Genomic DNA, 20,358 nt, shown 5'->3' with positions numbered 1-20,358 from the left:
GTGCTGGGAGGATGAGCGAACCCCTGGACATCCCGCGCGTGCCCTGGTCCGGCCGCAACGACGGCGACTCCGCGGAGCACCGCCGCTGGTGGCAGGCCGTGCGGCCCTACTCGCCCGAGGCGCTCTCCGCGGCGGTCGCAGCGCACGACGGCGAGCGGTCCCGCCCCGCCGTGCTGCTCGGCTTCCGCTCGGAGGAAGGCGTGCGCCGCAACAAGGGCCGGCTCGGTGCCGCCGAGGGGCCGGGGGCGATCCGCGCGGCCCTCGGCCCGCTCGCCTTCCATCTGGACCGCGAGGTGTTCGACGCGGGGGACGTGGCGGTGGCCACCGGCAGGGACGAGGTCCCCGGCGACCTCGAGGGCGGCCAGGAGCGCTTCGGGTCCGCGCTCGCCGCGGCGCTGGACGCCGGCGCGCTCACGGTGGGGCTCGGCGGGGGCCACGAGACGGCCTATGCGAGCTATCTCGGCCTGACCGAGTCGGAGCGCACCGGCGGGGCCCGGGTCGGGGTCCTCAACCTCGACGCGCACTTCGACCTGCGCAGCGAGGACCGGGCGACCTCGGGGACGCCGTTCCTCCAGATGGCCCGGGCCGAGGCCGCCGAGGGCCGCGAGCTGCAGTACGCGGTGCTGGGGATCTCCACGCCGAACAACACCCGCGCGCTGTTCGAGCGGGCCGACGAGCTGCGCGTGCGCTACCTGCTGGACGAGTACACGACGCGGGAGACCGCGGAGTCGTTCGTCGAGGACTTCCTCGCCGACCTGGACGCGCTCTACCTCACGATCGACCTCGACGTGCTGCCTGCCCCGGTGGCCCCGGGGGTGTCCGCCCCCGCAGCGGTGGGCGTCCCGCTCGAGGTGATCATCGCCGTCGTGCGCCGGATCGCCGCGAGCGGGAAGCTGCTCCACGCCGACATCGCCGAGCTGAACCCCGCCTTCGACGTCGACGGGCGCACCGCGCGGGTCGCGGCGCGGCTCGTGGACACCCTCCTCGGGTGATGCATAAGTACCTTATGCAATAATCTCCGCATGCCGACCGTGCGCCTCTCCGATCAGCAGCTCGTGGGGCGGTTCTCGCTCCTGCTCGAGCAGCTCGTGCGGCGCCTGCGCACCATCTCGTCGGTGGGCGGGATCAGCGCCTCCGCCGCGAGTGCGCTCGGGCGGCTGGGGGCGGAGGGCCCCCTGAGGATCACCGAGCTGGCCCAGGCCGAGGGCGTCTCCCAGCCGGCCATGACCCAGCTCGTGGCCCGGATGAGCGCCGACGGCCTCGTGGCGCGGACCGCCCCCGAGGGCGACCGGCGCGGCGTCCTCGTGGTCGTCACCGCGCACGGCCGGGACGTCCTCGAGCGGCGGCGTGCCCGCCACGTCGGGTTCCTCGACGAGCTGCTGGGCGGCCTCGACCCGGCCGACCGCGCGGCCATCGCCGCGGCGCTCCCGGCGCTCGAGCGCCTCGTGGACTCCGGCCCTCCCCCGTTCCGATCCCCGAAGCAGCGCGAGAATCCGAGCCAGGAAGAGGAGCACCCATGAGCGCGCACCACGGAAGCGCCCCGGCCAGTCCCTTCAAGCAGCCCGGCGCCGTGTGGGCGGTGGCGTTCGCGTGCGTGATCTCCTTCATGGGCATCGGGCTCGTCGACCCCATCCTCCCCGCCCTCGCCGCCGGGCTGCACGCCTCGCCGAGCGACGTCTCGCTCCTGTTCACGAGCTACCTCGTGGTGACGGCCGTGGCGATGCTCGGCGTCGGCTGGGTCTCGAGCCGGATCGGGTCGAAGTGGACCCTCGTGGTGGGGCTGGCCCTCATCGTCGCCTTCGCCGCCCTCGCCGGGAGCTCCGGCACGATCGGCGGGATCATCGGCTTCCGGGCCGGATGGGGCCTCGGCAACGCGCTCTTCATCGCCACCAGCCTGGCCGTGATCGTCGCCTCCGCGAAGGGCGGGTTCTCCGGCGCCATCATCCTCTACGAGACGGCCCTGGGGATCGGCATTGCGGTAGGTCCCCTGCTCGGGGGCGAGCTCGGCAGCATCTCCTGGCGCGGGCCTTTCTACGGCGTCGCGGTGCTCATGGCCATCGCCCTCGTCGCGACCCTCCTGTTCGTGCCCCGGCAGCCCAAGCCGGCCCAGAAGACGAAGCTCAGCGCCCCGCTGACGGCGCTGAGGCACCGCGGCCTGCTGACCATGGGCCTCATGGCCCTGCTCTACAACTGGGGCTTCTTCACGATGCTCGGCTATGCGCCGTACCCCATGAAGCTCGGCCCGCACGAGCTCGGCCTCGTCTTCTTCGGCTGGGGCGCCGTCGTGGCGGTCTTCGCCGTGTTCCTCGCCCCGAGGCTCCAGCGCAGGTTCGGGACGGTGGCCGTGCTGTACGCGAACCTGGTGGGCCTTGCGATCGTGATGGCGGTCATCGCGCTCGGGGTGAGCCGGCCCGCCGTCGTGATCGTGGCCGTGATCGTCAGCGGGGCGTTCATCGGCATCAACAACACGCTCACCACCCAGGCGGTCATGCTCGTGGCCCCGGTGGAGCGGTCCGTGGCGTCCTCGTCCTACGGGTTCATCCGGTTCATCGGCGGCGGCCTCGCGCCGTTCGTGGCGGGAAAGATCGCCGAGGCCACCAACCAGAGCGTGGCGTTCTGGGTCGGCGCGATCGCCTTCCTGCTCGCGGTTCCCGTCCTCGCCTCGGGCGCACGGCTCGTCACGAGGGCGGAGCGGGGGACGGACGAGCCCGAGGCGGTGCTGCCGGCGCTCGAGCCGCTCGGGGCGGCCCCCGCAGGGAGACGGCCGATCGTCGTCGCCGTCCGGGCCACCCCGGCCGCCGCCGAGATCGCGGACCGCGCCGCCGAGCTCGCCTCCCTCGAGGGGGCACCGCTCGAGGTGGTCCACGTCCGCGAGACCGAGATCATCGAAGAGCTCGCGGTGAGCCCCGAGACGGAGGAGGAGGCGCGGGCCGCCGTCTCCGCGCACGTCGACCGACTGGCCGGCACCGGCCTGGCCGTGCGGGGCCTCGTCCTGCACAGCGTGGGCGACCACGCGGCCTCGGCGGAGGCCCTTGCCCGGCACGCGGCGCAGGTCGGCGCCCGGGCGCTCGTGGTGCGCAAGGTCCCCCACGGCCCGGTGAGCAGGCACCTCGGTGCGAGCCTGGCGGCCGCCGCCGACGGCGCGGCCGCCCCGGAGCTCGTGGTGATCGACCTCGAGCCGGAGGCCTCCACGGCGTAGGGCGCCGGCGCCGCGGCTACATCGCCTCCTTGACCCCCTTGCGGATGAGCCAGACGTTCGCCGGCCACGCCGTGGCGAAGCCGATGACCATCCCGACCTGCATGAGGAACCAGTACACGGGCGAGTCGGGGTGGAGGTGCGGGTGGGGGAAGAAGGCGAACGCCATGAGCGCCATCCATCCGAAGAGCCCCACTTCGAAGGCGGTCAGGGAGAGCACGTCGGCCATGGCGGCAGCCACGATCCCCTTCTTCAAGCCGAGCCCGCGCATCGGGGCGATCGCGAAGTACTGGAACGCGAGCCCGAGGAGGACGGCCAGGAGGTAGTCGCCGGCGTATTCGGCCCACAGCGCGGTGCCCGCGATCTGGAGGCCCAGGAGGAAGATCCCGGTCTCGGCGATGATGTCACCCAGCGTGCAGCCCGCGCCGCAGTGGCTGACGCCGACCGCGACCTGGGCCCAGAAGGGCTTCTCCGGGGGCTCGTCGAGTCCGCGGTCCTTGAGCCACCGCGAACTCGTAGTGCGCCCGTAGCGCCAGTACCCCCACACCGCGACGGGCCCGAGGTAGAGGGCCGTGACGGGCCAGACCGCCTCCATCACGCGCATCCGGAGGCGGTGTCCGCGCCCGTAGATGTCGACGAGGATGACGGCGGCGCTGGCCGCGGCCGCGGCGAGGCACGCCCAGGCGAGGGCAGTCAGCCAGATCGGTACCATGATGCTCCTTGACCCGTGGGACGACGATGCTGCTCAGGACGAGGCCATGAGCCAGCGCAGCACGTGCTTGGTGTCGAGCCAGCCCGTGAGGACCCCCTCGTCGTCGACCACCGGAAGGCCATCGGTGTCCGCGGCGGCGAGCACGAGGTCGATGCCGGCCGAGAGTCCCTCGGACTCCCGCAGCGCGCCCGAGGACTGGGCGAGGTCGCCCGCGGTGCGCCCAGCGACGTCGTCGTCCTCGAGGCCCTCGGCAAGCACCGCCGGGGTGATGACGCCGGTGAGCCGCTGCGCGCCGTCGACCACGGGAGCGGCCCGCGCGGCCGACTCCGCGAGCAGCGCGGCAGCCTCGCGGGCCGGCAGGGTCGCAACGAGCGGCCGCGGCGGCGCCGTCATCGCCTGGGCGACCGTGAGCCCATGGAGCGCACCCCTCTGCTGCGGCGCCGAGAGGTCGATGCCCCGCCGGAGGAGCTTGCGCGTGTAGATCGTGTCGCGGCTGGCGAGGGCAGACACCGCGGTGGCGACGAGGACGGCGAGCAGGAGCGGCAGGATGAGCGTGTACTCCCCGGTGAGCTCGAAGATGATGAGGCCGGCCGTGATGGCGGCCCGGGTGGAGCCGGCGAAGACCGCGCCCATGCCGACGAGGGCGAACGCGCCGGTCTGCCCGGCGAGGGACGGCATGGCCGCGGCCGCGATCTGGCCGAACGCGGCCCCCGTCGTGGCCCCGATGAAGAGCGAGGGCGCGAAGACGCCGCCCGAGCCGCCGATCCCGATGGTGAGGCTCGTGGCGGCCATCTTCGCCACGGTCAGCAGCAGCAGGAACGGCAGGGCGTAGTGCCCGAGGATGCTGTTCTGCAGCACGGGGTAGCCCACACCGTACATCTGCGGGAGCGCGAGGAGCAGGCAGCCGAGCAGGAGACCGCCGACGGCGGGGCGCAGCCACTCCGGTCCGCGCCAGAGCCAGTCGCAGGCGTCCTCGATCGCGTAGAGGACCTTGGAGAAGAGGACGCCGACCCCGCCCGCCACGAGCCCCAGGAGGGCGAAGACGAGCATTTGGCCCGGGTCCGAGACGGTGAAGGCGGGCAGGGGCAGGAAGGGGTAGTTGCCGAGCAGGGAGCGCCCGACCACCGAGGCCGCAATCGAGGAGAGCATGACGGCGGCGAAGGACCGGGCTGCGAAGTCGCGCAGGATCAGCTCGAGGGCGAAGAACACGCCGGCGAGGGGCGCGTTGAACGTCGCGGCGATGCCGCCGGCGGCCCCGCACGCGACGAGGGTGCGCAGCTGGGACTCCGAGGAGCCCGCGAGGGTCCCCAGGCGCGAGCCGAGGGCGGATCCGATCTGGACGATCGGCCCCTCGCGCCCCACAGAGCCTCCCGAGCCGATGGTGAGTGCGGAGGCCAGTGCCTTGACCACGGCGACGCGTCCCTTGATGCGCCCACCCTTGCGGGCCACTGCGTACATGACCTCGGGGACACCGTGGCCGCGGGCCTCGCGGGCGAACCGGTGCACGAGCGGGCCGTAGATGAGCCCGCCGACCGCGGGGGCGAGGACGATGAACGCCGGGCCGAGCCACGGGACCCAGTGGTTCGCGGGGTGCCCGGTCGTGGCCGCGTAGTCGGCCGTGCCGGAGAAGAGCTGCGTGGCGCCGACGATCAGCCAGCGGAAGCCCACCGCCGCGAGCCCGGCGCCGAGCCCGACCACCACGGCGAGGCCCACGAGGTACAGCGAGCCGACCCCGATCCGGTCCCCCACCGCCCGCGCGGCCGACCTCCAGCGGGCTCCGCGGACCGATGCAGACGGCATGGACACCCTTCCTCCTATGCAGAACGACAATAGTTGTATTTGTGCATATTTCTTGCAGAAGAGGTTAGCATGGGAGCCGTGATGGACGAGAGGCATGCGGCCAGCCGGCAGGCCGGCGGAGGAACTCCAGACGGCGCGGACGCCGACGTCGAGGCGGTCATCAGGGCCTCCAGGGCCCTTCTGGGCGTCATCGCCACCTCGGTCACCGAGGCGCTCGAGACCGTCACCCTCCCCCAGTTCCGGGTGCTCGTGGTGCTCGCGAGCTCGGGCCCGCTGCCCATCGGCGCCGTCGCGGCCCGCTTGAACGCCGTGCCGTCCACGTTCAGCCGCTTCCTGGACCGGATGGAGGATGCGGGGCTCGTCGCGCGGAGCCCCAGCCCTGGCAGCCGCCGCGAGATCCTCGTGCAGCTGGCAGAGAAGGGCGCCCGGATCGTCCACGAGGCCACGCAGCGCCGCCGGGAGTCGATGGCGGAGATCCTCGGCCGGCTCGGGCCGTCGGAGCGCGCCGCGATCGTCGCAGCACTGGACACCTTCTCGGCCGCGGCCGGCGAGCCCTCGCCCGAGACGATGCTCACGATGGGGCTCTGAAGGGCGCCCAGCGCACGCAGAGGGGCCCGCACCGGTAGGTGCGGGCCCCTCTCGTTGCGAGCCTCTGCGAGGCAGGCCGCAGCGGCGAGCGGTGGCTCAGCCGCGGCGGACGATCACTCCATCCGACTTGAGGCACAGCTGGCGGTCCTGCGGACCCTGCGGAAGGATCCACAGGACGTTCCCGCTGAGGGACACCTCCTCGACCGTTCCGCGGGCCACGACCTGCGCGTGCCGGACCACTTCCACGACCTCCCCCACGGCGAGTTCGGCCCAGTTCTCCACCGGTGCCTGGTATGCGCCGCGCCGGGAAAGTACTGCTCCACGTGCCTTCATTGCCTCTTCACTCCCTTGTGCAGAAACCTGCGCCCGTTGATGTGCTGTGATGCAGGCCACGCATCCATGGCCCCAGTGTGGTCCGCGTCATCGCGGATACCTCTTTCTATCGGGTTGCCCGGCGCGTCGCCATGTAGGGTCTGACCACGATTCGCGCGAATCGTTGTGCAACCTTCCAGAGCGCGTCAGGCCGGCGTCGCCGCCGTCAGCGGAGACCGCCGACGGCGGCGCTCACCGCGGCGAGCAGCTCGCCCCCGGCGAGCACCCGGTCCGCCTCCTCGAGCTCGGGGGACATGAAGCGGTCCGCCCCCGGGCCGGGCACCGTGCGGCGGAGGACCTCGAGCGCAGCGGCGCCGCCGGGGCCCGGGACGAGCGCGCCGCCGGAGGCCTCGGTGCGGAGGTCGATCGCGCGGGCGGCGGTGACGAGCTCGATCGCCAGGACCCTTCGCAGGTTCTCCACGGCCTTGCGGAGCTTGCGCGCGGCGTGCCACCCCATCGACACGTGGTCCTCCTGCATGGCCGAGCTCGGGATCGAGTCCACGGAGGCCGGGACGGCAAGGCGCTTGCAGTCCGAGACGAGCCCGGCCTGGGTGTACTGGGCGATCATGAGGCCGGAGTCGACGCCCGGGTCATGGGCGAGGAACGCCGGGAGCCCGTGGGAGCGCGCAGGGTCGAGCATCCGGTCGGTGCGCCGCTCTGCCATCGACGCAAGGTCCGCGACGGCGATCGCGAGGAAGTCCAGCACGTACGCGACCGGGGCTCCGTGGAAGTTGCCGTTGCTGGACACGCGGCCGTCCGGCAGCACCACCGGGTTGTCGATCGCGGCGGCGAGCTCGCGCTCGGCCACGGTCTGCGCGTGGGCGATCGTGTCCCGCACGGCGCCGGCCACCTGCGGCGCGCACCGGAGCGAGTACGCGTCCTGGACGCGGGAGTCGCCCTCGCGGTGGGAGGCGACGATCGCGGAGTCCCGCAGCACGGCGAGCATGTTGGCGGCCGAGTCGGCCTGGCCCGGGTGCGGGCGCAGCGGGGCGTGCAGCTCGGGCAGGAACACCTGGTCGGTGCCCATGAGTCCGTCGACGGACAGGGCCGCGGTGACGTCCGCCGTCGTGACCAGCTGGCGCAGGTCGGCGAGCGCCATGAGCAGCATGCCGAGCATGCCCTCGGTGCCGTTGACGAGGGCCAGGCCCTCCTTCTCGGCCAGCACGATGGGCCGGATGCCGTGCTCGGCGAGCAGCTCCGCGACGCTGCGCTCGCCCGCCCCGCCGCACCGCTCGCCGTCGGGCCCGAACGCCTCCCCCTCGCCCATGAGCACGAGGGCCACGTGGGACAGCGGGGCGAGGTCGCCCGAGCAGCCCAGCGAGCCGAACTCGCGGATCACGGGGGTGATGCCCGCGTTGAGCAGCGCCACGAAGGTCTCGAGGACCACCGGGCGCACGCCGGTGCGGCCCGAGGCGAGGGTCTTGGCGCGCAGGAACATGAGGGCGCGCGCCACCTCGCGCTCGACGGCCGGGCCCATGCCTGCGGCGTGCGAGCGGATGAGCGACTTCTGCAGCTGGGTGCGCTTCTCCTGCGGGATGTGCAGGTTCGCGAGGGCGCCGAACCCGGTCGAGATCCCGTACGCGGGGATCTCGGACGCGGCGAGCTCCTCGACGTGGGCGCGGACGCGGGCGACGGCGACGAGCGCCTCGGGCGCGACGGCCACCGTGGCATTGTGGCGGGCGACGGCGACGACGTCCTCGGCCGTGAGGCCGGCGGTGGAGAGGGTCACCTGGGTGGGAAGGTGGGTTTCGGGGGCGGTGAGGGTCATGTCCGTGGAGTCCTTTACTTGGCCGTGCCGGGGGCCGGGGTCATGGGGATCTTGACGCCGCGCTCGGCGGCGACCTCGGCGGCGCGCTCGTATCCGGCGTCGACGTGGCGGATCACGCCCATGCCCGGGTCATTGGTCAGGAGGGCGGTGAGCTTGGCGGCGGCGAGCTCGGTGCCGTCGGCGACGGAGACCTGGCCCGCGTGGATCGAGCGGCCGATCCCCACGCCGCCGCCGTGGTGGATCGAGACCCACGTGGCGCCCGAGGACGCCGCGGTGAGCGCGTTGAGCAGCGGCCAGTCGGCGATCGCGTCCGAGCCGTCCTTCATGGCCTCGGTCTCGCGGTACGGGGAGGCCACCGAGCCGGAGTCCAGGTGGTCGCGGCCGATCACGATCGGAGCCTTCACCTTGCCCTCGGCGACGAGGCGGTTGAAGAGCAGCCCGGCCTGGTGGCGCTCGCCGTAGCCGAGCCAGCAGATGCGGGCCGGGAGGCCCTCGAACTCCACGCGCTCCTCGGCGGCGTCGAGCCACGTATGCAGGTGCTTGTTCTCGGGGAAGAGCTCCTTGATGGCCTGATCGGTGACCTTGATGTCCTCGGGGTCGCCGGAGAGGGCCACCCAGCGGAACGGGCCGAGGCCCTCGCAGAACAGCGGGCGGATGTAGGCCGGGACGAAGCCGGGGAAGGCGAACGCGCGCCCGTAGCCGCCCTTGCGGGCCTCATCGCGGATCGAGTTGCCGTAGTCGAAGACCTCGGCGCCCTCGTCCTGGAACTCGACCATGGCCTGGACGTGGCGGGCCATCGCGTTCTCGGCCTTCTTGGTGAAGCCCTCCGGATCGGCCTCGGCCTCGGGCTTCCACTGCTCCACGGTGTACTCGGTGGGCAGGTAGCTGAGGGGATCGTGGGCGGAGGTCTGGTCGGTCACGACGTCCACGGTGAGCTCGCCGGCCCTGTGGCGCCGGAGGATCTCGGGGAACACCTCGGCGGCGTTGCCCACGTAGCCCACGGACCAGCCGCGGCGCTCCTCCTTGGCCTTGCACACCTTGGCGATCGCGGCGTCGAGGTCCGTCTCGACCTCGTCGAGGTAGCGCTTGCCGACCCGGCGGCGGAGGCGGGACTCGTCGACGTCGATGATGAGGCACGCGCCGTCGTTCAGGGTGACGGCGAGGGGCTGGGCGCCGCCCATGCCGCCGCAGCCGCCGGTGAGCGTGAGGGTGCCGGCGAGGGGGCCCTCGGCGGAGTCCTGAGCGGGGGGCGCGGGGTGACGCCCCTCGGCAATGAGCTTGCGGCCCACGGCGGCGAACGTCTCATACGTGCCCTGGAGGATGCCCTGCGTGCCGATGTAGATCCATGAGCCGGCGGTCATCTGGCCGTACATCGTCAGGCCCTCGGCCTCGAGGCGGCGGAACTCGGGCCAGGTGGCCCAGTCGCCCACGAGGTTCGAGTTCGCGATGAGCACGCGGGGGGCCCAGACGTTGGTGCGGAAGACGCCCACCGGCTTGCCGGACTGCACGAGCAGGGTCTCGTCGTCGTCCATGGCCTTGAGGGTCTCGACGATCGCGTCGAAGGCCTTCCACGAGCGGGCGGCGCGCCCTGTGCCGCCGTAGACGACGAGCTCGTCGGGGCGCTCGGCCACCTCGGGATCGAGGTTGTTCATGAGCATGCGCATGGGCGCCTCGGTCTGCCACGACTTGGCCGTGATCTCGGTGCCGCGGGGAGCACGGACCGGGCGGGCGCCGGTGGTGAAGTCGGCCTTGGGGGCGGGGCTGGTGGTCTCCGTCATCGTGACTCCTGCGTCGGGATGGATGGGTGTCTGCTGGACCGTTCGATCCTCTGCATCCATCACACCGCGCCGCGGCGGGCGCGAACAGGGGCTCCGCCGGGGTGCCGTCCGGCATTCCAGACAGGCCCAGCCCCCCTCCGGCCCCTCAGTCCGGGATGAGCCGCTTGCCGAACGTCGCGACCTCGTCCTCGCTGTACCCGAGACCGCCGTAGAAGCCGTGCGCGCCCTCATTGCCGCGCCGGACCATGAGCATGACCTTGGGACAGCCCAGCGCCGTGAGCCGCGACTCGGCCTCGGCCAAGAGCGCGCGGCCGATCCCCTCGCCCTGCCGCCCGGGCTCCACCGCGAGGTAGTAGACCCAGCCCCGGTGGCCGTCGTACCCCGCCATCGCCGTCCCGACGACCTCCTCCGCCGCGGCCACGACGAAGAGCTCGGGCCAGGTGGACGTGGCTCGGTCGATGTCCCGCCCGGGATCGTTCCAGGGCCGGGTGAGGCCCGCGGCGTGCCAGAGGGCGATCACGGCCTCGCGGTCCGGCTCGGCGTAGGTGCGCAGGATCATCCCGCCACGCTACCGCGCGGGGCCTGGACCGTGTTGACTACCTCCGTAAGGGGGGCACGGTGGACTACAGGGATCCGAGCGCGTGGCGCGGGCTGCTGCTCAGCGGCTGCTGGGGCAGGGCGGCGCAGCGGGGCAATCCGCGCGGGCGGCATGTGCTCGGCATCGCCTCGACCGTGTGCGGCGTGCTCTCCCTCGCCGGTGCCCTCTCCGTGTCCATGGTCCTGACGTCCGAGCTCGGCTGGTACGGCCCCCGCGGTGCACCCGAGGTCGGCACCTGGCTGCTCCTCCAGTGGGACTCCCTCGTGGCGGTCTGGCTGTGCGCCGGCTCGGCCGTGGCGGGGCTCGGCTCGGGCATCGCCTCGCTCGCGGCGCGCTGGTCCCTCGGCCTGACGGTGGTCGGGCTCACGCTCTCGGCGGCGGCCCTCGCGGCGACGCTCAACACCTGGGGCCTGTTCTTCTTCAACCACCTGTAGGCCGCGGCGGCGCCGCTGGGCCCCGCAGGCGCTACTTGACGCAGGGCACGCTGCCGCCCTGGAGCTGGCCCTGCCAGTCCGCGTAGGTCGTCGTGGTGGGGGCCGTCGTGGGCGTCGGCGTGGCGGTCGGTGCGGGGGCCGCGGCGGACGACGGCGAGGCGGCTCCCGCCGCCGGCGAGCTCTGCGCGGCCGTGGGCGCCGGAGCGGTCCGCGTGGCCTTCGGCGCGGGCGGCGGGGTCGGGGCGAGGAGGGCGCGGACGCTCGCCTGGATCTGCGCCACGTCCACGAGGTTGACCGAGGCGCCGTCCGGCGAGGTGCCGAAGCCGAGGATGGGCAGCGTGCTGAAGGAGATGTTGCCGCCGGTGAGGGAGGTGGCCTGCTGGGCGAGCGTGAGGAGGTCCAGGCTCCGGTCCACCGCCATGTTCTTGCTCACCGCGTCGAGCACGGCCTCCATCTTCGGCAGGTTCGTGAAGGTGCCCGCCTGCTTGAGCTGGTGGAGCACCGAGACGATGAAGGCCTGCTGGCGGCGCGTGCGGTCGAGGTCGGTGAAGTCGTAGGTGGGGTCCGAGGTGTCGCGGCGCTGGCGGACGAAGGCCATCGCCTGCTGGGCGTCGATCTGCTGGGTCCCGGCGCGGAAGTCGGCCCCGGAGAAGGTGTCCTGGGTGGCCCGGTTGACGCACACGGTGATCGGGGCGATCGCGCGGGCAACCTGGTAGAACGCCACCATGGTGATCTCGACGAAGTGGTCGATGCGGACCCCGCCGAGGAAGGCCGACACGGTGGCGAGCTCGGCGGCGCGGCCGGCGTCCCGGGCGGCCTGGTACGTCGCGTCGTCGTTCGGCCTGCCTGCTCCGAGGAGCGCGGCCTGCTTCGCCGCGAAGCCGTAGCTGTAGGCCTCCTTGACCTTGGTCTTGAATCCCGCGCCGGGGAACCCGGCCGTCTGGACGTAGTCGTCGCGGGGAACCGAGATCGCCGTCGACCGGGAGCCGTCGGCCGGGATGTGCACGAGCATGAGCACGTTGGCGTTGTAGAAGCCGCCGCTGTCGTCCCCCGCGTGCAGCGCGTCCTGGATGTCCTGGGGAAGCGGCCGGCCGTTCTCGTCCAACCGGGAGTCGAGGCCCATGATGAGGATGTTGGTGTCCTTGGACAGCTTCGGGACCGAGGGCGCCGAGGCGGTGGCCGAGGGGCTCGCCGTCTCGGCGAAGGCCTCGGAGAGCGCGTCGGAGCGGTGCACGTTCGCGTTGAACCGCCCGGCCAGCTGCACGACGTAGACGACAGCCCCCGCTCCTGCGAGGGCCAGGACAGTCGCGACGATGAGCACCGCGCGCAGCCATCTTCGCCGGCGCGCGGGCCCTGCGCCCGCCCCGCTTCCCTGCTCCGCCATGCGCAGCCCCCTCGGCAGGACGCGCCCGGCTGCGCCTGCGGCCGGCGGGCATCCATGTGATGCACACCATACTCCCGCCGCCCTTCGGCGCGCATCAGCGCACCTGCGGGCCTACTGCTGGAACCCGTCGATGAGCCCCCGCGCGGTGAGCAGGCTGCGCGAAGCCTCCTCCGGCGCGATGCGCACAAGGGCGAACGCGGCGACGACGAGCCCCGTCACGGCGTCGGCGAGCCGCTCCCGGTCGGCCGCCGCGGCCTCCGGCAGGCGCGCAGCGATCCCGTGGCCGACGGCGGCGCGCAGCTCGTCCCGGTAGGCGGCGATCACGCGGGCCACCTCGGCGTCATGGGCGATCGGGGCCCCGGCGGCGTTGATGAGCAGGCAGCCGTTGGCGGCCGGCGCGGACCCGGCACCGCGGAGCGCCTCCCGCAGCCCGTCGAGGTAGTCGGTGATGGCGCCCGGCTCGACCTCGGCCTCCTGGAGCGGGCCCAGCCGCGGGCGGACCACCTCGTCGAGATAGTTCTGCACGGCCGCGTCGAAGAGCCCGCGCTTGGACCCGAAGGCGTTGTAGATGCTCGAGCGGCTCAGCCCGGTGGCCCGCTCGAGGTCCGGGACCGAGGCATCCTCGTAGCCTGACTGCCAGAATACGGCCCGGGCGCCGCGCACCGCCGTCTCCCGGTCGAAGGACTGGGTCCTGCCCACGGGCCACCCCACTTTCTGTAATGACCAGTCCAGTATATAGTGGACCGGTCGTTACAGAATACGAGTGGACCCAGTTCCGGCGAAAGGGACCCAGCATGTCGCAGACCTCCAGCACCCAGATCCAGCTTGTCCGCCGCCCCTCGGGATGGCCGACCCACGAGGACTTCCGCACCGTGACCGTGCCCTACGGCGACCTCGAGCCGGGCCAGGTGCGCGTGCGCAACGAGTTCGTCTCGGTCGATCCGTACATGCGGGGCCGGATGAACGACTCCCGCAGCTACGTAGCGCCCTACGCGCTGGGTGAGACCATCACCGGCGGCGCCGTGGGCCGCGTCGTCGAGTCCGCCGCCGACGAGGTGCCGGTCGGCGCCGTCGTGCTCCACCAGCACGGCTGGACGGACGTCATCCAGGCGGACGCGGGGACGTTCCGGGTGCTCCCCGACATCCCGGGGGTGCCGCTCTCGGCCCGCCTGCATATCCTGGGCATGACCGGCATGACGGCCTACGTGGGCCTCACGGAGATCGCGGGCCTCAAGGCCGGGGACACGGTGTTCGTCTCGGGCGCGGCCGGCGCCGTGGGAACTGCTGCGGGCCAGATCGCGAAGCTCCTCGGCGCCAAGCGCGTGATCGGCTCCGCGGGCTCGGCGGAGAAGGTCGCCCTGCTGACGGAGAAGTACGGCTACGACGCAGCCTTCAACTACAAGGACGGGGACGTCCGCGGCCAGCTCGCGGCAGCCGCCCCCGAGGGCATCGACGTGTTCTTCGACAACGTGGGCGGCGAGCACCTCGAGGCCGCGCTCGAGGCCTTCAACGACGGCGGCCGCGCGGCCCTGTGCGGGGCGATCTCGGCCTACAACGCCACCGAGCGCCCGGCCGGCCCGGACAACATGCCCAACCTCATCACCCGCGGGCTCACGCTGCGCGGCTTCACCCTCGGCCACTACCTGCACCTCGCCCCCGAGTTCACCGAGCGGATGACCGGGTGGTTCGCCGCGGGCAGCATCGCCTACGACGAGACGATCGTGGACGGGATCGAGCACACGGTGGATGCGTTCCTGGACATGATGCGCGGGGCGAACACCGGCAAGATGCTCGTCCGGATCTGAGGCGCGGCCGCCGACGGGCCAGCCCGGGCCGCGGCCTGCCCGGGTTCAGCCGCGGCCGTAGATCCTCGCGGCGAGGTCGCCGGCCGCCTTCTGGGCCCGGGCGGCGAGCTCCTCGCGCCGCCGCTCGGGCACGCGCTCGGCCTCGAACGTGATCGCGACGGCCGCCGTGGGCCAGCCCGCGTGGTCCCGGACCACGGCCGCGACCGAGGCCAAGCCAGGCGTGACCTCACCGCCCTCGGTCGCGTAGCCGCGCTGGCGGACCTGGTCCAGCTCCGACTGGAGGGCCGAGTACGAGCGGATCTGCTCGCCCTCCTCGGTCCGGGACGTGAAGGCCGCCGCGTTCGGGTACAGCGCGCGGACCTGGGACTTGGGCAGCGCCGCGAGGATCGCACGCCCGCTCGCGGTGAGGTGGCTCGGCAGGCGCACCCCCACGTCGGTCACGAGCGAGGGCCGGTTCTTGGCCCGCTCCTCGACGATGTAGAGCACGTCCCGGCCGTGCAGCACCGCAAGGTGCGTGCTCTCCCCGATCGCATCCACGAGCGCCGCGAGCAGCGGCCGGCCCAGGCGCGAGAGCGGCTCCTGCCGGGAGTAGGCACTCGAGAGCTCGAACGCGCCGATGCCGAGCCCGTACCGCTGCTCTTCCGGAAGATGGAGGACGAACCCGTTCTCCTCCATGACCGCGAGCAGGTGGTAGACGGTGGAACGCGGCAGGCCGAGCTGCGCCGCGATCGCCGAGGCCGGCTGCGGTCCGCGCCGCGAGGCGAGCAGGCGCAGGATCCGCAGCGTGCTCTCCGCCGCGGGCACCTTCGACTTCTCCCGTGCCTGGGTGGGGGGCATGGCGACTCCTTCCGCTCCGCCGGGCTGCCTGCTGTCTGCAATCCCGGACCACCTCCAGTGTGGAGCGGACGACGGCGGCCGCGCACCCGCCGTCGTGCGCTCACCGTCCGGAATACCGGACACTAGTCCTCTTGGGCGCATCTGGCATGCGAGACACACTCTGGTCGTGACGCCACTCACAGCCCCCGCCGGGCCCGGCACAGTGGGAGGAGCCTGGCCCGAAGGCCCCTTCCCAACGACGTGAGGACTCCATGCAGACCACTCATCCCGCCGCGCTCAGCCGCGGCCTCAACGTCCGGCACATCCGGTTCATGGCCCTGGGGTCGGCCATCGGCACCGGGCTGTTCTACGGCTCCGCCGAGGCCATCCAGGCGGCGGGGCCGGCCGTCCTGATCGCCTACATGATCGCCGGTGCCGCCGTGTTCATGGTGATGCGCTCGCTCGGCGAGATGGCCGTGCGGCACCCCGTGGCCGGCTCGTTCAGCCAGTACGCCGGCCGGTACCTCGGCCCGTTCTGGGGCTTCGCGACGGGCTGGACCTATGTCTTCGAGATGGCGATCGTGGCACTCGCGGACATCACCGCGTTCGGCATCTACATGGGCTTCTGGTTCCCCCAGGTGGACCGGTGGGTGTGGATCGCCGCCGTGATCCTCGTGCTCACGGCCATCAACCTGCTCAGCGTCAAGGTCTTCGGCGAGCTCGAGTTCTGGTTCTCGCTCGTGAAGGTGGCCGCCATCATCGCCATGATCGCCGGCGGCGCCGCCCTCATCGCCTTCGGCTTCTCCTCCCCCTCCGGCGGCCAGGCCGGCGTGCACCAGCTCGTCGCGAACGGCGGGCTCTTCCCCAACGGCTTCGGCGGGCTGCTCGCGTGCTTCTCGGTGGTCGTGTTCGCCTTCGGGGGCGTCGAGACGGTCGGGGTCACGGCGGGCGAGGCCGCGGACCCCAAGAAGGCCATTCCGCAGGCCGTGAACACGGTGCCCGTGCGGATCCTGCTCTTCTACGTGCTCACGCTCGCGGTGCTCATGAGCCTGTTCCCGTGGAACCAGGTGGGCGCCCAGGGCAGCCCCTTCGTGCAGATCTTCAGCGGGCTCGGGATCCCCGGTGCGGCCAATGTGCTCAACGCGATCGTCATCACCGCCGCGCTCTCCGCGATCAACTCGGACATCTTCGGCGCGGGGCGCGTCCTGTTCGGCCTCGCGCAGCAGGGCCACGCGCCGGCCTCGTTCGGGAGGGTGTCGTCGCGCGGAGTGCCGTGGATGACCGTGGTGGTCATGACCGGCGTGCTCGCCGTCGGGGTGGTGCTCAACGCGCTGATCCCGGAGGACGTGTTCACGGTCATCGCCTCCATTGCGACGTTCGCCACCGTGTTCGTCTGGGCCATGATCCTCGCCAGCCATGTGGCCATGAAGCGCGAGATCCGGCGGTACGCGCTCGCGCCCAGCGAGTTCCCTTCGCCGCTGTGGCCCGTGGCCTCGGTGCTCGCGATCGCGTTCATGGCGTTCGAGACCGTGCTCCTGGGCTGGTTCGAGGACACGCGCGTGGCCCTCGTGGTGGGCGGCGCCTGGATCGGCCTGCTCGCCGGGGCGTATGCCCTGTGGGTCCGCGGCGACGGGCGGCGCCGCCCGGGGCTCCTCGACGAGACTGCCCCGCTGCCCGTGGTCTCCCAGGACGAGCGGGTGCGGGCTTAGCCCTCGGCGCCCGCGGGCATTTCGACACAACTCAGCGCCGTTCCTGCCCCTTTCGGGGCGGAAACGGCGCTGAGTTGTGTCGTTGTGCTCGGGTTGGCGGACGGCGGGCCGGACCTAGCGGGCCGACCAGCCGCCGTCCATCGTGTAGGACGCGCCGGTGACCATCCCGGCGTCCTCCGAGGCCAGCCAGCACGCCAGTGAGGCCACCTCGGACGGCTCGACGAGCCGCTTGATGGCCATCTCGGTCAGCATGACCTTCTCGAGGACCTCGGACTCGGGGATGCCGTGCGTCAGCGCCTGGTCCTTGATCTGCTTCTCCACGAGTGCCGTGCGGACGTAGCCCGGGTTGATGCAGTTGGACGTCACGCCGTGCTCCGCGCCCTCGAGCGCGGTGACCTTCGAGAGGCCCTCGAGGGCGTGCTTCGCGGTGACGTACGCGCTCTTGAAGGCCGAGGCGCGGAGGCCGTGGACCGAGCTGAGGTTGATGACCCGGCCCCAGCCGCGCTCGTACATGTGCGGCAGGGCGGCCCGGACCAGGAGGAACGGCGCCTCGACCATGAGCCGCTGGATCCGCCGGAACGCCTCCGGGTCGTACTCGTGGATGGGGGCGACCTTCTGGATCCCCGCGTTGTTCACGAGGATGTCGCAGTCGAGCCGCAGGTCCTCGAGCGCGGCGGTGTCGAGCAGGTCCACGGCCCACGCCGTGCCGCCGAGGTCCGCGGCGAGCTTCTCGGCGGCGCTTCCGTCGAGGTCGGCGACCACCACGTGCGCGCCCCGGTCCGCGAGCCCTCGGGCCACCGCGGCGCCGATGCCTGCCGCGCCGCCGGTGACGAGTGCCCTGCGGCCGTTGAGGCTCATGCGCGGGCTCCTGCCTCGGACACCGTGCCCCGGACGCGGGCGGCGTCCGCGGCGTCGAGCGCGTGGAGCGAGGCGCCCTTGGTCTCCCGCATGGCGAGCACGGCGATGAGGGTGATGACGCCAGCGGCGGCGAGGTAGACCGCCGTGGGCCACCACGAGCCGGTCGCCTTGAGCCACTCGGTGGCGAAGACCGGGGCGAGCGAGCCGGCCACGATCGAGGTGACCTGGTAGGCGATCGAGACGCCGGAGTAGCGCATGCGGGTCGGGAACATCTCGGCCATGATGGCCGGCTGGCCGGAGTACATGAGGCCATGGAAGACCAGGCCCACGATGATGGTCAACAGGATGACGAACACGTTCTTGGTGCCGAACGCCGGGAAGGCCCAGAAGCCCCAGGTGCCGCCGAGGATCGCGCCGGCGAGGTAGACCGGCTTGCGGCCGATGCGGTCGGCGAAGCGGCCGATCACCGGGATGATCGAGAAGTGGCAGATGTGCGCAATCGCGATGACGCCGAGGATCGAGGCGGTGTTCATCTTCAGGCCGGTGCCGAGGTAGACGATCGAGAACGTGACCACGAGGTAGTACAGGATGTTCTCCGCGAACCGCAGGCCCATGCCCACGAGGACGCCGCGCGGGTAGTGCTTGAGCACCTCGAAGACGCCGTAGCCGGCGGCCTTCTCGGTCTCGAGCTCGGCCTTGGCGGCCTGGAAGATCGGCGCCTCGTCGATCTTGGTGCGGATCACGTAGCCCACGATCACCACGATGGCGGAGAGCCAGAAGGCCACGCGCCAGCCCCAGACGAGGAACGCGTCGGAGGAGAGTGCCGAGGTCATGACCCACAGGACCACGGTCGCGAGGACGTTGCCCAGCGGCACCGCCGCCTGCGGCCACGACGACCAGAACGCGCGCTTCGCATCCGGCGCATGCTCGGCCACCAGCAGGACGGCACCGCCCCATTCGCCGCCGAGCGCGAGGCCCTGGATGAAGCGGAGGAGGACGAGGAGGATCGGAGCCCAGATGCCGATCTGTGCGTAGGTCGGCAGGCAGCCCATGAGCACCGTGGCAGCGCCGATGAGCATGATGGTGATCTGCAGGGTCTGCTTGCGGCCGATCCTGTCGCCGATCTGGCCGAACACGATGCCGCCGAGCGGGCGTGCGATGAACCCCACCGCGTAGGTGAGGAACGCGGCGATGATCGCGTCGTACTCGTTGCCCATCTTGGGCAGGAGGATCTTGTTGAACACGATCGTGGACGCGGTCGCGTAGAGGAAGAAGTCGTACCACTCGACCACCGTGCCCGCCATCGAGGCGGAGACGATCTTCTTCAGCAGTGGTTGCTCGGTGCTGCCGGCGGAGCGCTGATCAACGCTCATAGGGGGTGCCTCCTGGGTGTCGTCACTGACACGGCTCACATTCGGGGCCTCGCGGGCGTCTTCACGGTATGACGCCCATCACATGTCCCGACGAGTATTCCCTGCGCAGGACTGCGCCTTCAATGATCAATTCAGCACTGATCCTGTGCAGATTTGCAGATGGACCCGTAGGGTGTCCCCATGACGTCGGCGCAGCCCTCCCCCGATCTCCTCCTCGTGCTCCTGGAGGTGTCCCGCTCCGGGAAGTTCACGACGGCGGGCGAGAGCCTAGGTCTGAACCACACCACGGTGGCGCGCAAGATCGCGGCCCTCGAGAAGTCCCTCGGCGGCCGCGTGCTGGCCCGCGCCGCAGGCGGCTGGGAGCTCACCCCGCTCGGCGAGCGGGCCGTGGGCGTGGCGGCCCAGGTCGCCGACGCTGTAGGGCGCCTGGGTCCCGGCAGGGAGGACCCCATCACCGGGGTGGTGCGCATGACGGCGACGGACGGCTTCAGCGCCTACATCGCCTCTCCCGCGGTGGCCCGGCTGCGGGCCGAGCACCCAGGGCTCACCGTCGAGCTCGTGACTGTGACCCGGCGTGCCCTCCAGCAGCGTTCCGGAGTGGACCTCGAGGTCGTCGTGGAGGGCGAGCCGCAGGTCCACCGCGCCCACGCGGTCCGGCTCGGCGAGTACACGCTGGGGATGTACGCCTCCCGCGAGTACCTCGCCCGGCACGGAGCTCCGCGGACGCCCGAGGAGCTGGCCCGCCACGGCCTCGTGTACTTCGTCGACTCGATGCTCCAGATCGACGACCTCGACACGCCGCGCCGCCTCGCACCCGAGATGCGGGACGGCCTGACGTCGACCAACGTGTTCGTGCACGTCGAGGCGACCCGGGCCGGGGCAGGGATCGGCTTCCTGCCGTGCTTCATGGCGGACCGGCACGAGGACCTGGTGCGGCTGCTCCCCGACTACTTCCGCGAGCAGCTCCCCTACTGGATGGTGCTGCGGCCCGACTCGTACCGGCAGCCGGCCGTGGCCGCGGTGGCCGAGGCGCTGCGCGACCAGATGGAGCGCTCGCGTCCCATGCTCCTCGGCCTGAAGCACGCGTCCGAGGGGCGGCCCGTCCCTTCTGGCGAGGGTGCAGACCCGGAGCCCAGCCCCGTCTGAGGCGGGTGCGGAGCGGCCTCC

Annotated in this window: 19 protein-coding genes; 8 read left to right on the top strand and 11 right to left on the bottom strand. The window is 72.1% G+C overall.

Features of this window, described 5'->3' with window-relative positions; translation table 11 throughout:
• Positions 1-11 precede the first annotated feature (11 nt).
• Genes hutG through ACVWWH_RS05830 form a run of 3 tightly spaced genes read left to right on the top strand, consistent with a single transcriptional unit; the run spans position 12 to position 3,199 of the window.
• The gene (hutG, locus tag ACVWWH_RS05840; protein WP_457315957.1) at positions 12-992 is read left to right on the top strand and encodes a formimidoylglutamase; all 981 of its coding nucleotides are present in this window, start codon (positions 12-14) and stop codon (positions 990-992) included.
• Between the two features lie 30 nt (positions 993-1,022).
• Complete coding sequence (locus ACVWWH_RS05835) at positions 1,023-1,520, top strand: MarR family winged helix-turn-helix transcriptional regulator (RefSeq protein ID WP_066494682.1); 498 nt, start codon at positions 1,023-1,025, stop codon at positions 1,518-1,520.
• The gene (locus ACVWWH_RS05830) at positions 1,517-3,199 is read left to right on the top strand and encodes an MFS transporter (protein ID WP_457315956.1); all 1,683 of its coding nucleotides are present in this window, start codon (positions 1,517-1,519) and stop codon (positions 3,197-3,199) included. The genes ACVWWH_RS05835 and ACVWWH_RS05830 overlap by 4 nt, the downstream gene beginning before the upstream one ends.
• Before the next feature lie 16 nt (positions 3,200-3,215).
• Here ACVWWH_RS05830 and ACVWWH_RS05825 read toward each other — a convergent pair whose 3' ends face one another.
• Together ACVWWH_RS05825 and ACVWWH_RS05820 are read right to left on the bottom strand one after the other, a co-directional pair.
• Complete coding sequence (locus ACVWWH_RS05825) at positions 3,216-3,908, bottom strand: DUF4396 domain-containing protein (protein WP_457315955.1); 693 nt, start codon at positions 3,906-3,908, stop codon at positions 3,216-3,218.
• Between the two features lie 33 nt (positions 3,909-3,941).
• Positions 3,942-5,708 (bottom strand): chloride channel protein, encoded by a 1,767-nt coding sequence (locus tag ACVWWH_RS05820; protein WP_457315954.1) that lies wholly within the window; start codon positions 5,706-5,708, stop codon positions 3,942-3,944.
• Positions 5,709-5,789: 81 nt separating this feature from the next.
• On the opposite strand from ACVWWH_RS05820, the gene ACVWWH_RS05815 reads away from it, so the two are divergent.
• On the top strand, positions 5,790-6,296 hold the full coding sequence (locus tag ACVWWH_RS05815) for a MarR family transcriptional regulator (RefSeq protein WP_170221558.1): 507 nt from the start codon (positions 5,790-5,792) through the stop codon (positions 6,294-6,296).
• Between the two features lie 96 nt (positions 6,297-6,392).
• On the opposite strand, the gene ACVWWH_RS05810 is transcribed toward ACVWWH_RS05815, so the two are convergent.
• From ACVWWH_RS05810 to ACVWWH_RS05795, 4 genes are all read right to left on the bottom strand, one after another.
• Positions 6,393-6,578 (bottom strand): hypothetical protein, encoded by a 186-nt coding sequence (locus ACVWWH_RS05810; protein ID WP_307723593.1) that lies wholly within the window; start codon positions 6,576-6,578, stop codon positions 6,393-6,395.
• A gap of 256 nt (positions 6,579-6,834) precedes the next feature.
• The gene (hutH, locus tag ACVWWH_RS05805; protein WP_457315953.1) at positions 6,835-8,436 is read right to left on the bottom strand and encodes a histidine ammonia-lyase; all 1,602 of its coding nucleotides are present in this window, start codon (positions 8,434-8,436) and stop codon (positions 6,835-6,837) included.
• 14 nt (positions 8,437-8,450) lie between these two features.
• On the bottom strand, positions 8,451-10,214 hold the full coding sequence (locus ACVWWH_RS05800; RefSeq protein WP_457315952.1) for a urocanate hydratase: 1,764 nt from the start codon (positions 10,212-10,214) through the stop codon (positions 8,451-8,453).
• A 145-nt stretch (positions 10,215-10,359) separates the two neighbouring features.
• Positions 10,360-10,773 (bottom strand): GNAT family acetyltransferase, encoded by a 414-nt coding sequence (locus ACVWWH_RS05795; protein WP_066494667.1) that lies wholly within the window; start codon positions 10,771-10,773, stop codon positions 10,360-10,362.
• Positions 10,774-10,832: 59 nt separating this feature from the next.
• On the opposite strand from ACVWWH_RS05795, the gene ACVWWH_RS05790 reads away from it, so the two are divergent.
• Positions 10,833-11,246: a hypothetical protein gene (locus ACVWWH_RS05790; RefSeq protein WP_457315951.1), complete on the top strand. Its 414-nt coding sequence runs from the start codon at positions 10,833-10,835 to the stop codon at positions 11,244-11,246.
• 31 nt (positions 11,247-11,277) lie between these two features.
• Here the strand turns inward: ACVWWH_RS05790 and ACVWWH_RS05785 are convergent, their stop codons facing one another.
• Both ACVWWH_RS05785 and ACVWWH_RS05780 read right to left on the bottom strand, forming a co-directional pair.
• Positions 11,278-12,630 (bottom strand): LCP family protein, encoded by a 1,353-nt coding sequence (locus ACVWWH_RS05785; RefSeq protein ID WP_457315950.1) that lies wholly within the window; start codon positions 12,628-12,630, stop codon positions 11,278-11,280.
• A gap of 111 nt (positions 12,631-12,741) precedes the next feature.
• Entirely contained in the window at positions 12,742-13,329 is a 588-nt protein-coding gene (locus tag ACVWWH_RS05780; protein WP_066494658.1) for a TetR/AcrR family transcriptional regulator, read from the bottom strand.
• Positions 13,330-13,424: 95 nt separating this feature from the next.
• Between ACVWWH_RS05780 and ACVWWH_RS05775 the strand changes: the two genes are divergently transcribed.
• Positions 13,425-14,435, top strand: coding sequence for an NADP-dependent oxidoreductase (locus ACVWWH_RS05775; protein WP_457315949.1), 1,011 nt, complete (start codon positions 13,425-13,427; stop codon positions 14,433-14,435).
• A gap of 45 nt (positions 14,436-14,480) precedes the next feature.
• Here ACVWWH_RS05775 and ACVWWH_RS05770 read toward each other — a convergent pair whose 3' ends face one another.
• Complete coding sequence (locus ACVWWH_RS05770; RefSeq protein ID WP_066494654.1) at positions 14,481-15,272, bottom strand: IclR family transcriptional regulator; 792 nt, start codon at positions 15,270-15,272, stop codon at positions 14,481-14,483.
• A 251-nt stretch (positions 15,273-15,523) separates the two neighbouring features.
• Here ACVWWH_RS05770 and ACVWWH_RS05765 point away from each other — a divergent pair, with 251 nt between their 5' ends.
• Positions 15,524-16,960 carry an amino acid permease gene (locus tag ACVWWH_RS05765; RefSeq protein WP_457315948.1) on the top strand — a complete coding sequence of 479 codons (1,437 nt, stop codon included), beginning with the start codon at positions 15,524-15,526 and terminating at the stop codon, positions 16,958-16,960.
• 114 nt (positions 16,961-17,074) lie between these two features.
• On the opposite strand, the gene ACVWWH_RS05760 is transcribed toward ACVWWH_RS05765, so the two are convergent.
• Complete coding sequence (locus ACVWWH_RS05760; protein ID WP_066494649.1) at positions 17,075-17,818, bottom strand: 3-hydroxybutyrate dehydrogenase; 744 nt, start codon at positions 17,816-17,818, stop codon at positions 17,075-17,077.
• The gene (locus tag ACVWWH_RS05755; protein WP_457315947.1) at positions 17,815-19,191 is read right to left on the bottom strand and encodes an MFS transporter; all 1,377 of its coding nucleotides are present in this window, start codon (positions 19,189-19,191) and stop codon (positions 17,815-17,817) included. The genes ACVWWH_RS05760 and ACVWWH_RS05755 overlap by 4 nt, the downstream gene beginning before the upstream one ends.
• Positions 19,192-19,371: 180 nt before the next feature.
• Here ACVWWH_RS05755 and ACVWWH_RS05750 point away from each other — a divergent pair, with 180 nt between their 5' ends.
• Positions 19,372-20,337 carry a LysR family transcriptional regulator gene (locus tag ACVWWH_RS05750; RefSeq protein WP_084249232.1) on the top strand — a complete coding sequence of 322 codons (966 nt, stop codon included), beginning with the start codon at positions 19,372-19,374 and terminating at the stop codon, positions 20,335-20,337.
• Positions 20,338-20,358: the final 21 nt, after the last annotated feature.

The organism is Sinomonas sp. RB5, from assembly GCF_054063535.1.
This window is presented reverse-complemented; position numbering and strand designations above follow the sequence as displayed.

Excerpts from the sequence above, each read along its gene's own strand:
- ACVWWH_RS05800 (WP_457315952.1), bottom strand. The coding sequence starts at position 10,214 with ATGACGGAGACCACCAGCCCCGCCCCCAAGGCCGACTTCACCACCGGC.
- ACVWWH_RS05830 (WP_457315956.1), top strand. The coding sequence starts at position 1,517 with ATGAGCGCGCACCACGGAAGCGCCCCGGCCAGTCCCTTCAAGCAGCCC.
- ACVWWH_RS05770 (WP_066494654.1), bottom strand. The coding sequence starts at position 15,272 with ATGCCCCCCACCCAGGCACGGGAGAAGTCGAAGGTGCCCGCGGCGGAG.
- hutH (WP_457315953.1), bottom strand. The coding sequence starts at position 8,436 with ATGACCCTCACCGCCCCCGAAACCCACCTTCCCACCCAGGTGACCCTC.
- ACVWWH_RS05795 (WP_066494667.1), bottom strand. The coding sequence starts at position 10,773 with ATGATCCTGCGCACCTACGCCGAGCCGGACCGCGAGGCCGTGATCGCC.
- ACVWWH_RS05820 (WP_457315954.1), bottom strand. The coding sequence starts at position 5,708 with ATGCCGTCTGCATCGGTCCGCGGAGCCCGCTGGAGGTCGGCCGCGCGG.
- ACVWWH_RS05815 (WP_170221558.1), top strand. The coding sequence starts at position 5,790 with ATGGACGAGAGGCATGCGGCCAGCCGGCAGGCCGGCGGAGGAACTCCA.
- ACVWWH_RS05825 (WP_457315955.1), bottom strand. The coding sequence starts at position 3,908 with ATGGTACCGATCTGGCTGACTGCCCTCGCCTGGGCGTGCCTCGCCGCG.
- ACVWWH_RS05755 (WP_457315947.1), bottom strand. The coding sequence starts at position 19,191 with ATGAGCGTTGATCAGCGCTCCGCCGGCAGCACCGAGCAACCACTGCTG.
- ACVWWH_RS05775 (WP_457315949.1), top strand. The coding sequence starts at position 13,425 with ATGTCGCAGACCTCCAGCACCCAGATCCAGCTTGTCCGCCGCCCCTCG.
- ACVWWH_RS05785 (WP_457315950.1), bottom strand. The coding sequence starts at position 12,630 with ATGGCGGAGCAGGGAAGCGGGGCGGGCGCAGGGCCCGCGCGCCGGCGA.
- ACVWWH_RS05760 (WP_066494649.1), bottom strand. The coding sequence starts at position 17,818 with ATGAGCCTCAACGGCCGCAGGGCACTCGTCACCGGCGGCGCGGCAGGC.
- ACVWWH_RS05750 (WP_084249232.1), top strand. The coding sequence starts at position 19,372 with ATGACGTCGGCGCAGCCCTCCCCCGATCTCCTCCTCGTGCTCCTGGAG.
- ACVWWH_RS05765 (WP_457315948.1), top strand. The coding sequence starts at position 15,524 with ATGCAGACCACTCATCCCGCCGCGCTCAGCCGCGGCCTCAACGTCCGG.
- hutG (WP_457315957.1), top strand. The coding sequence starts at position 12 with ATGAGCGAACCCCTGGACATCCCGCGCGTGCCCTGGTCCGGCCGCAAC.
- ACVWWH_RS05835 (WP_066494682.1), top strand. The coding sequence starts at position 1,023 with ATGCCGACCGTGCGCCTCTCCGATCAGCAGCTCGTGGGGCGGTTCTCG.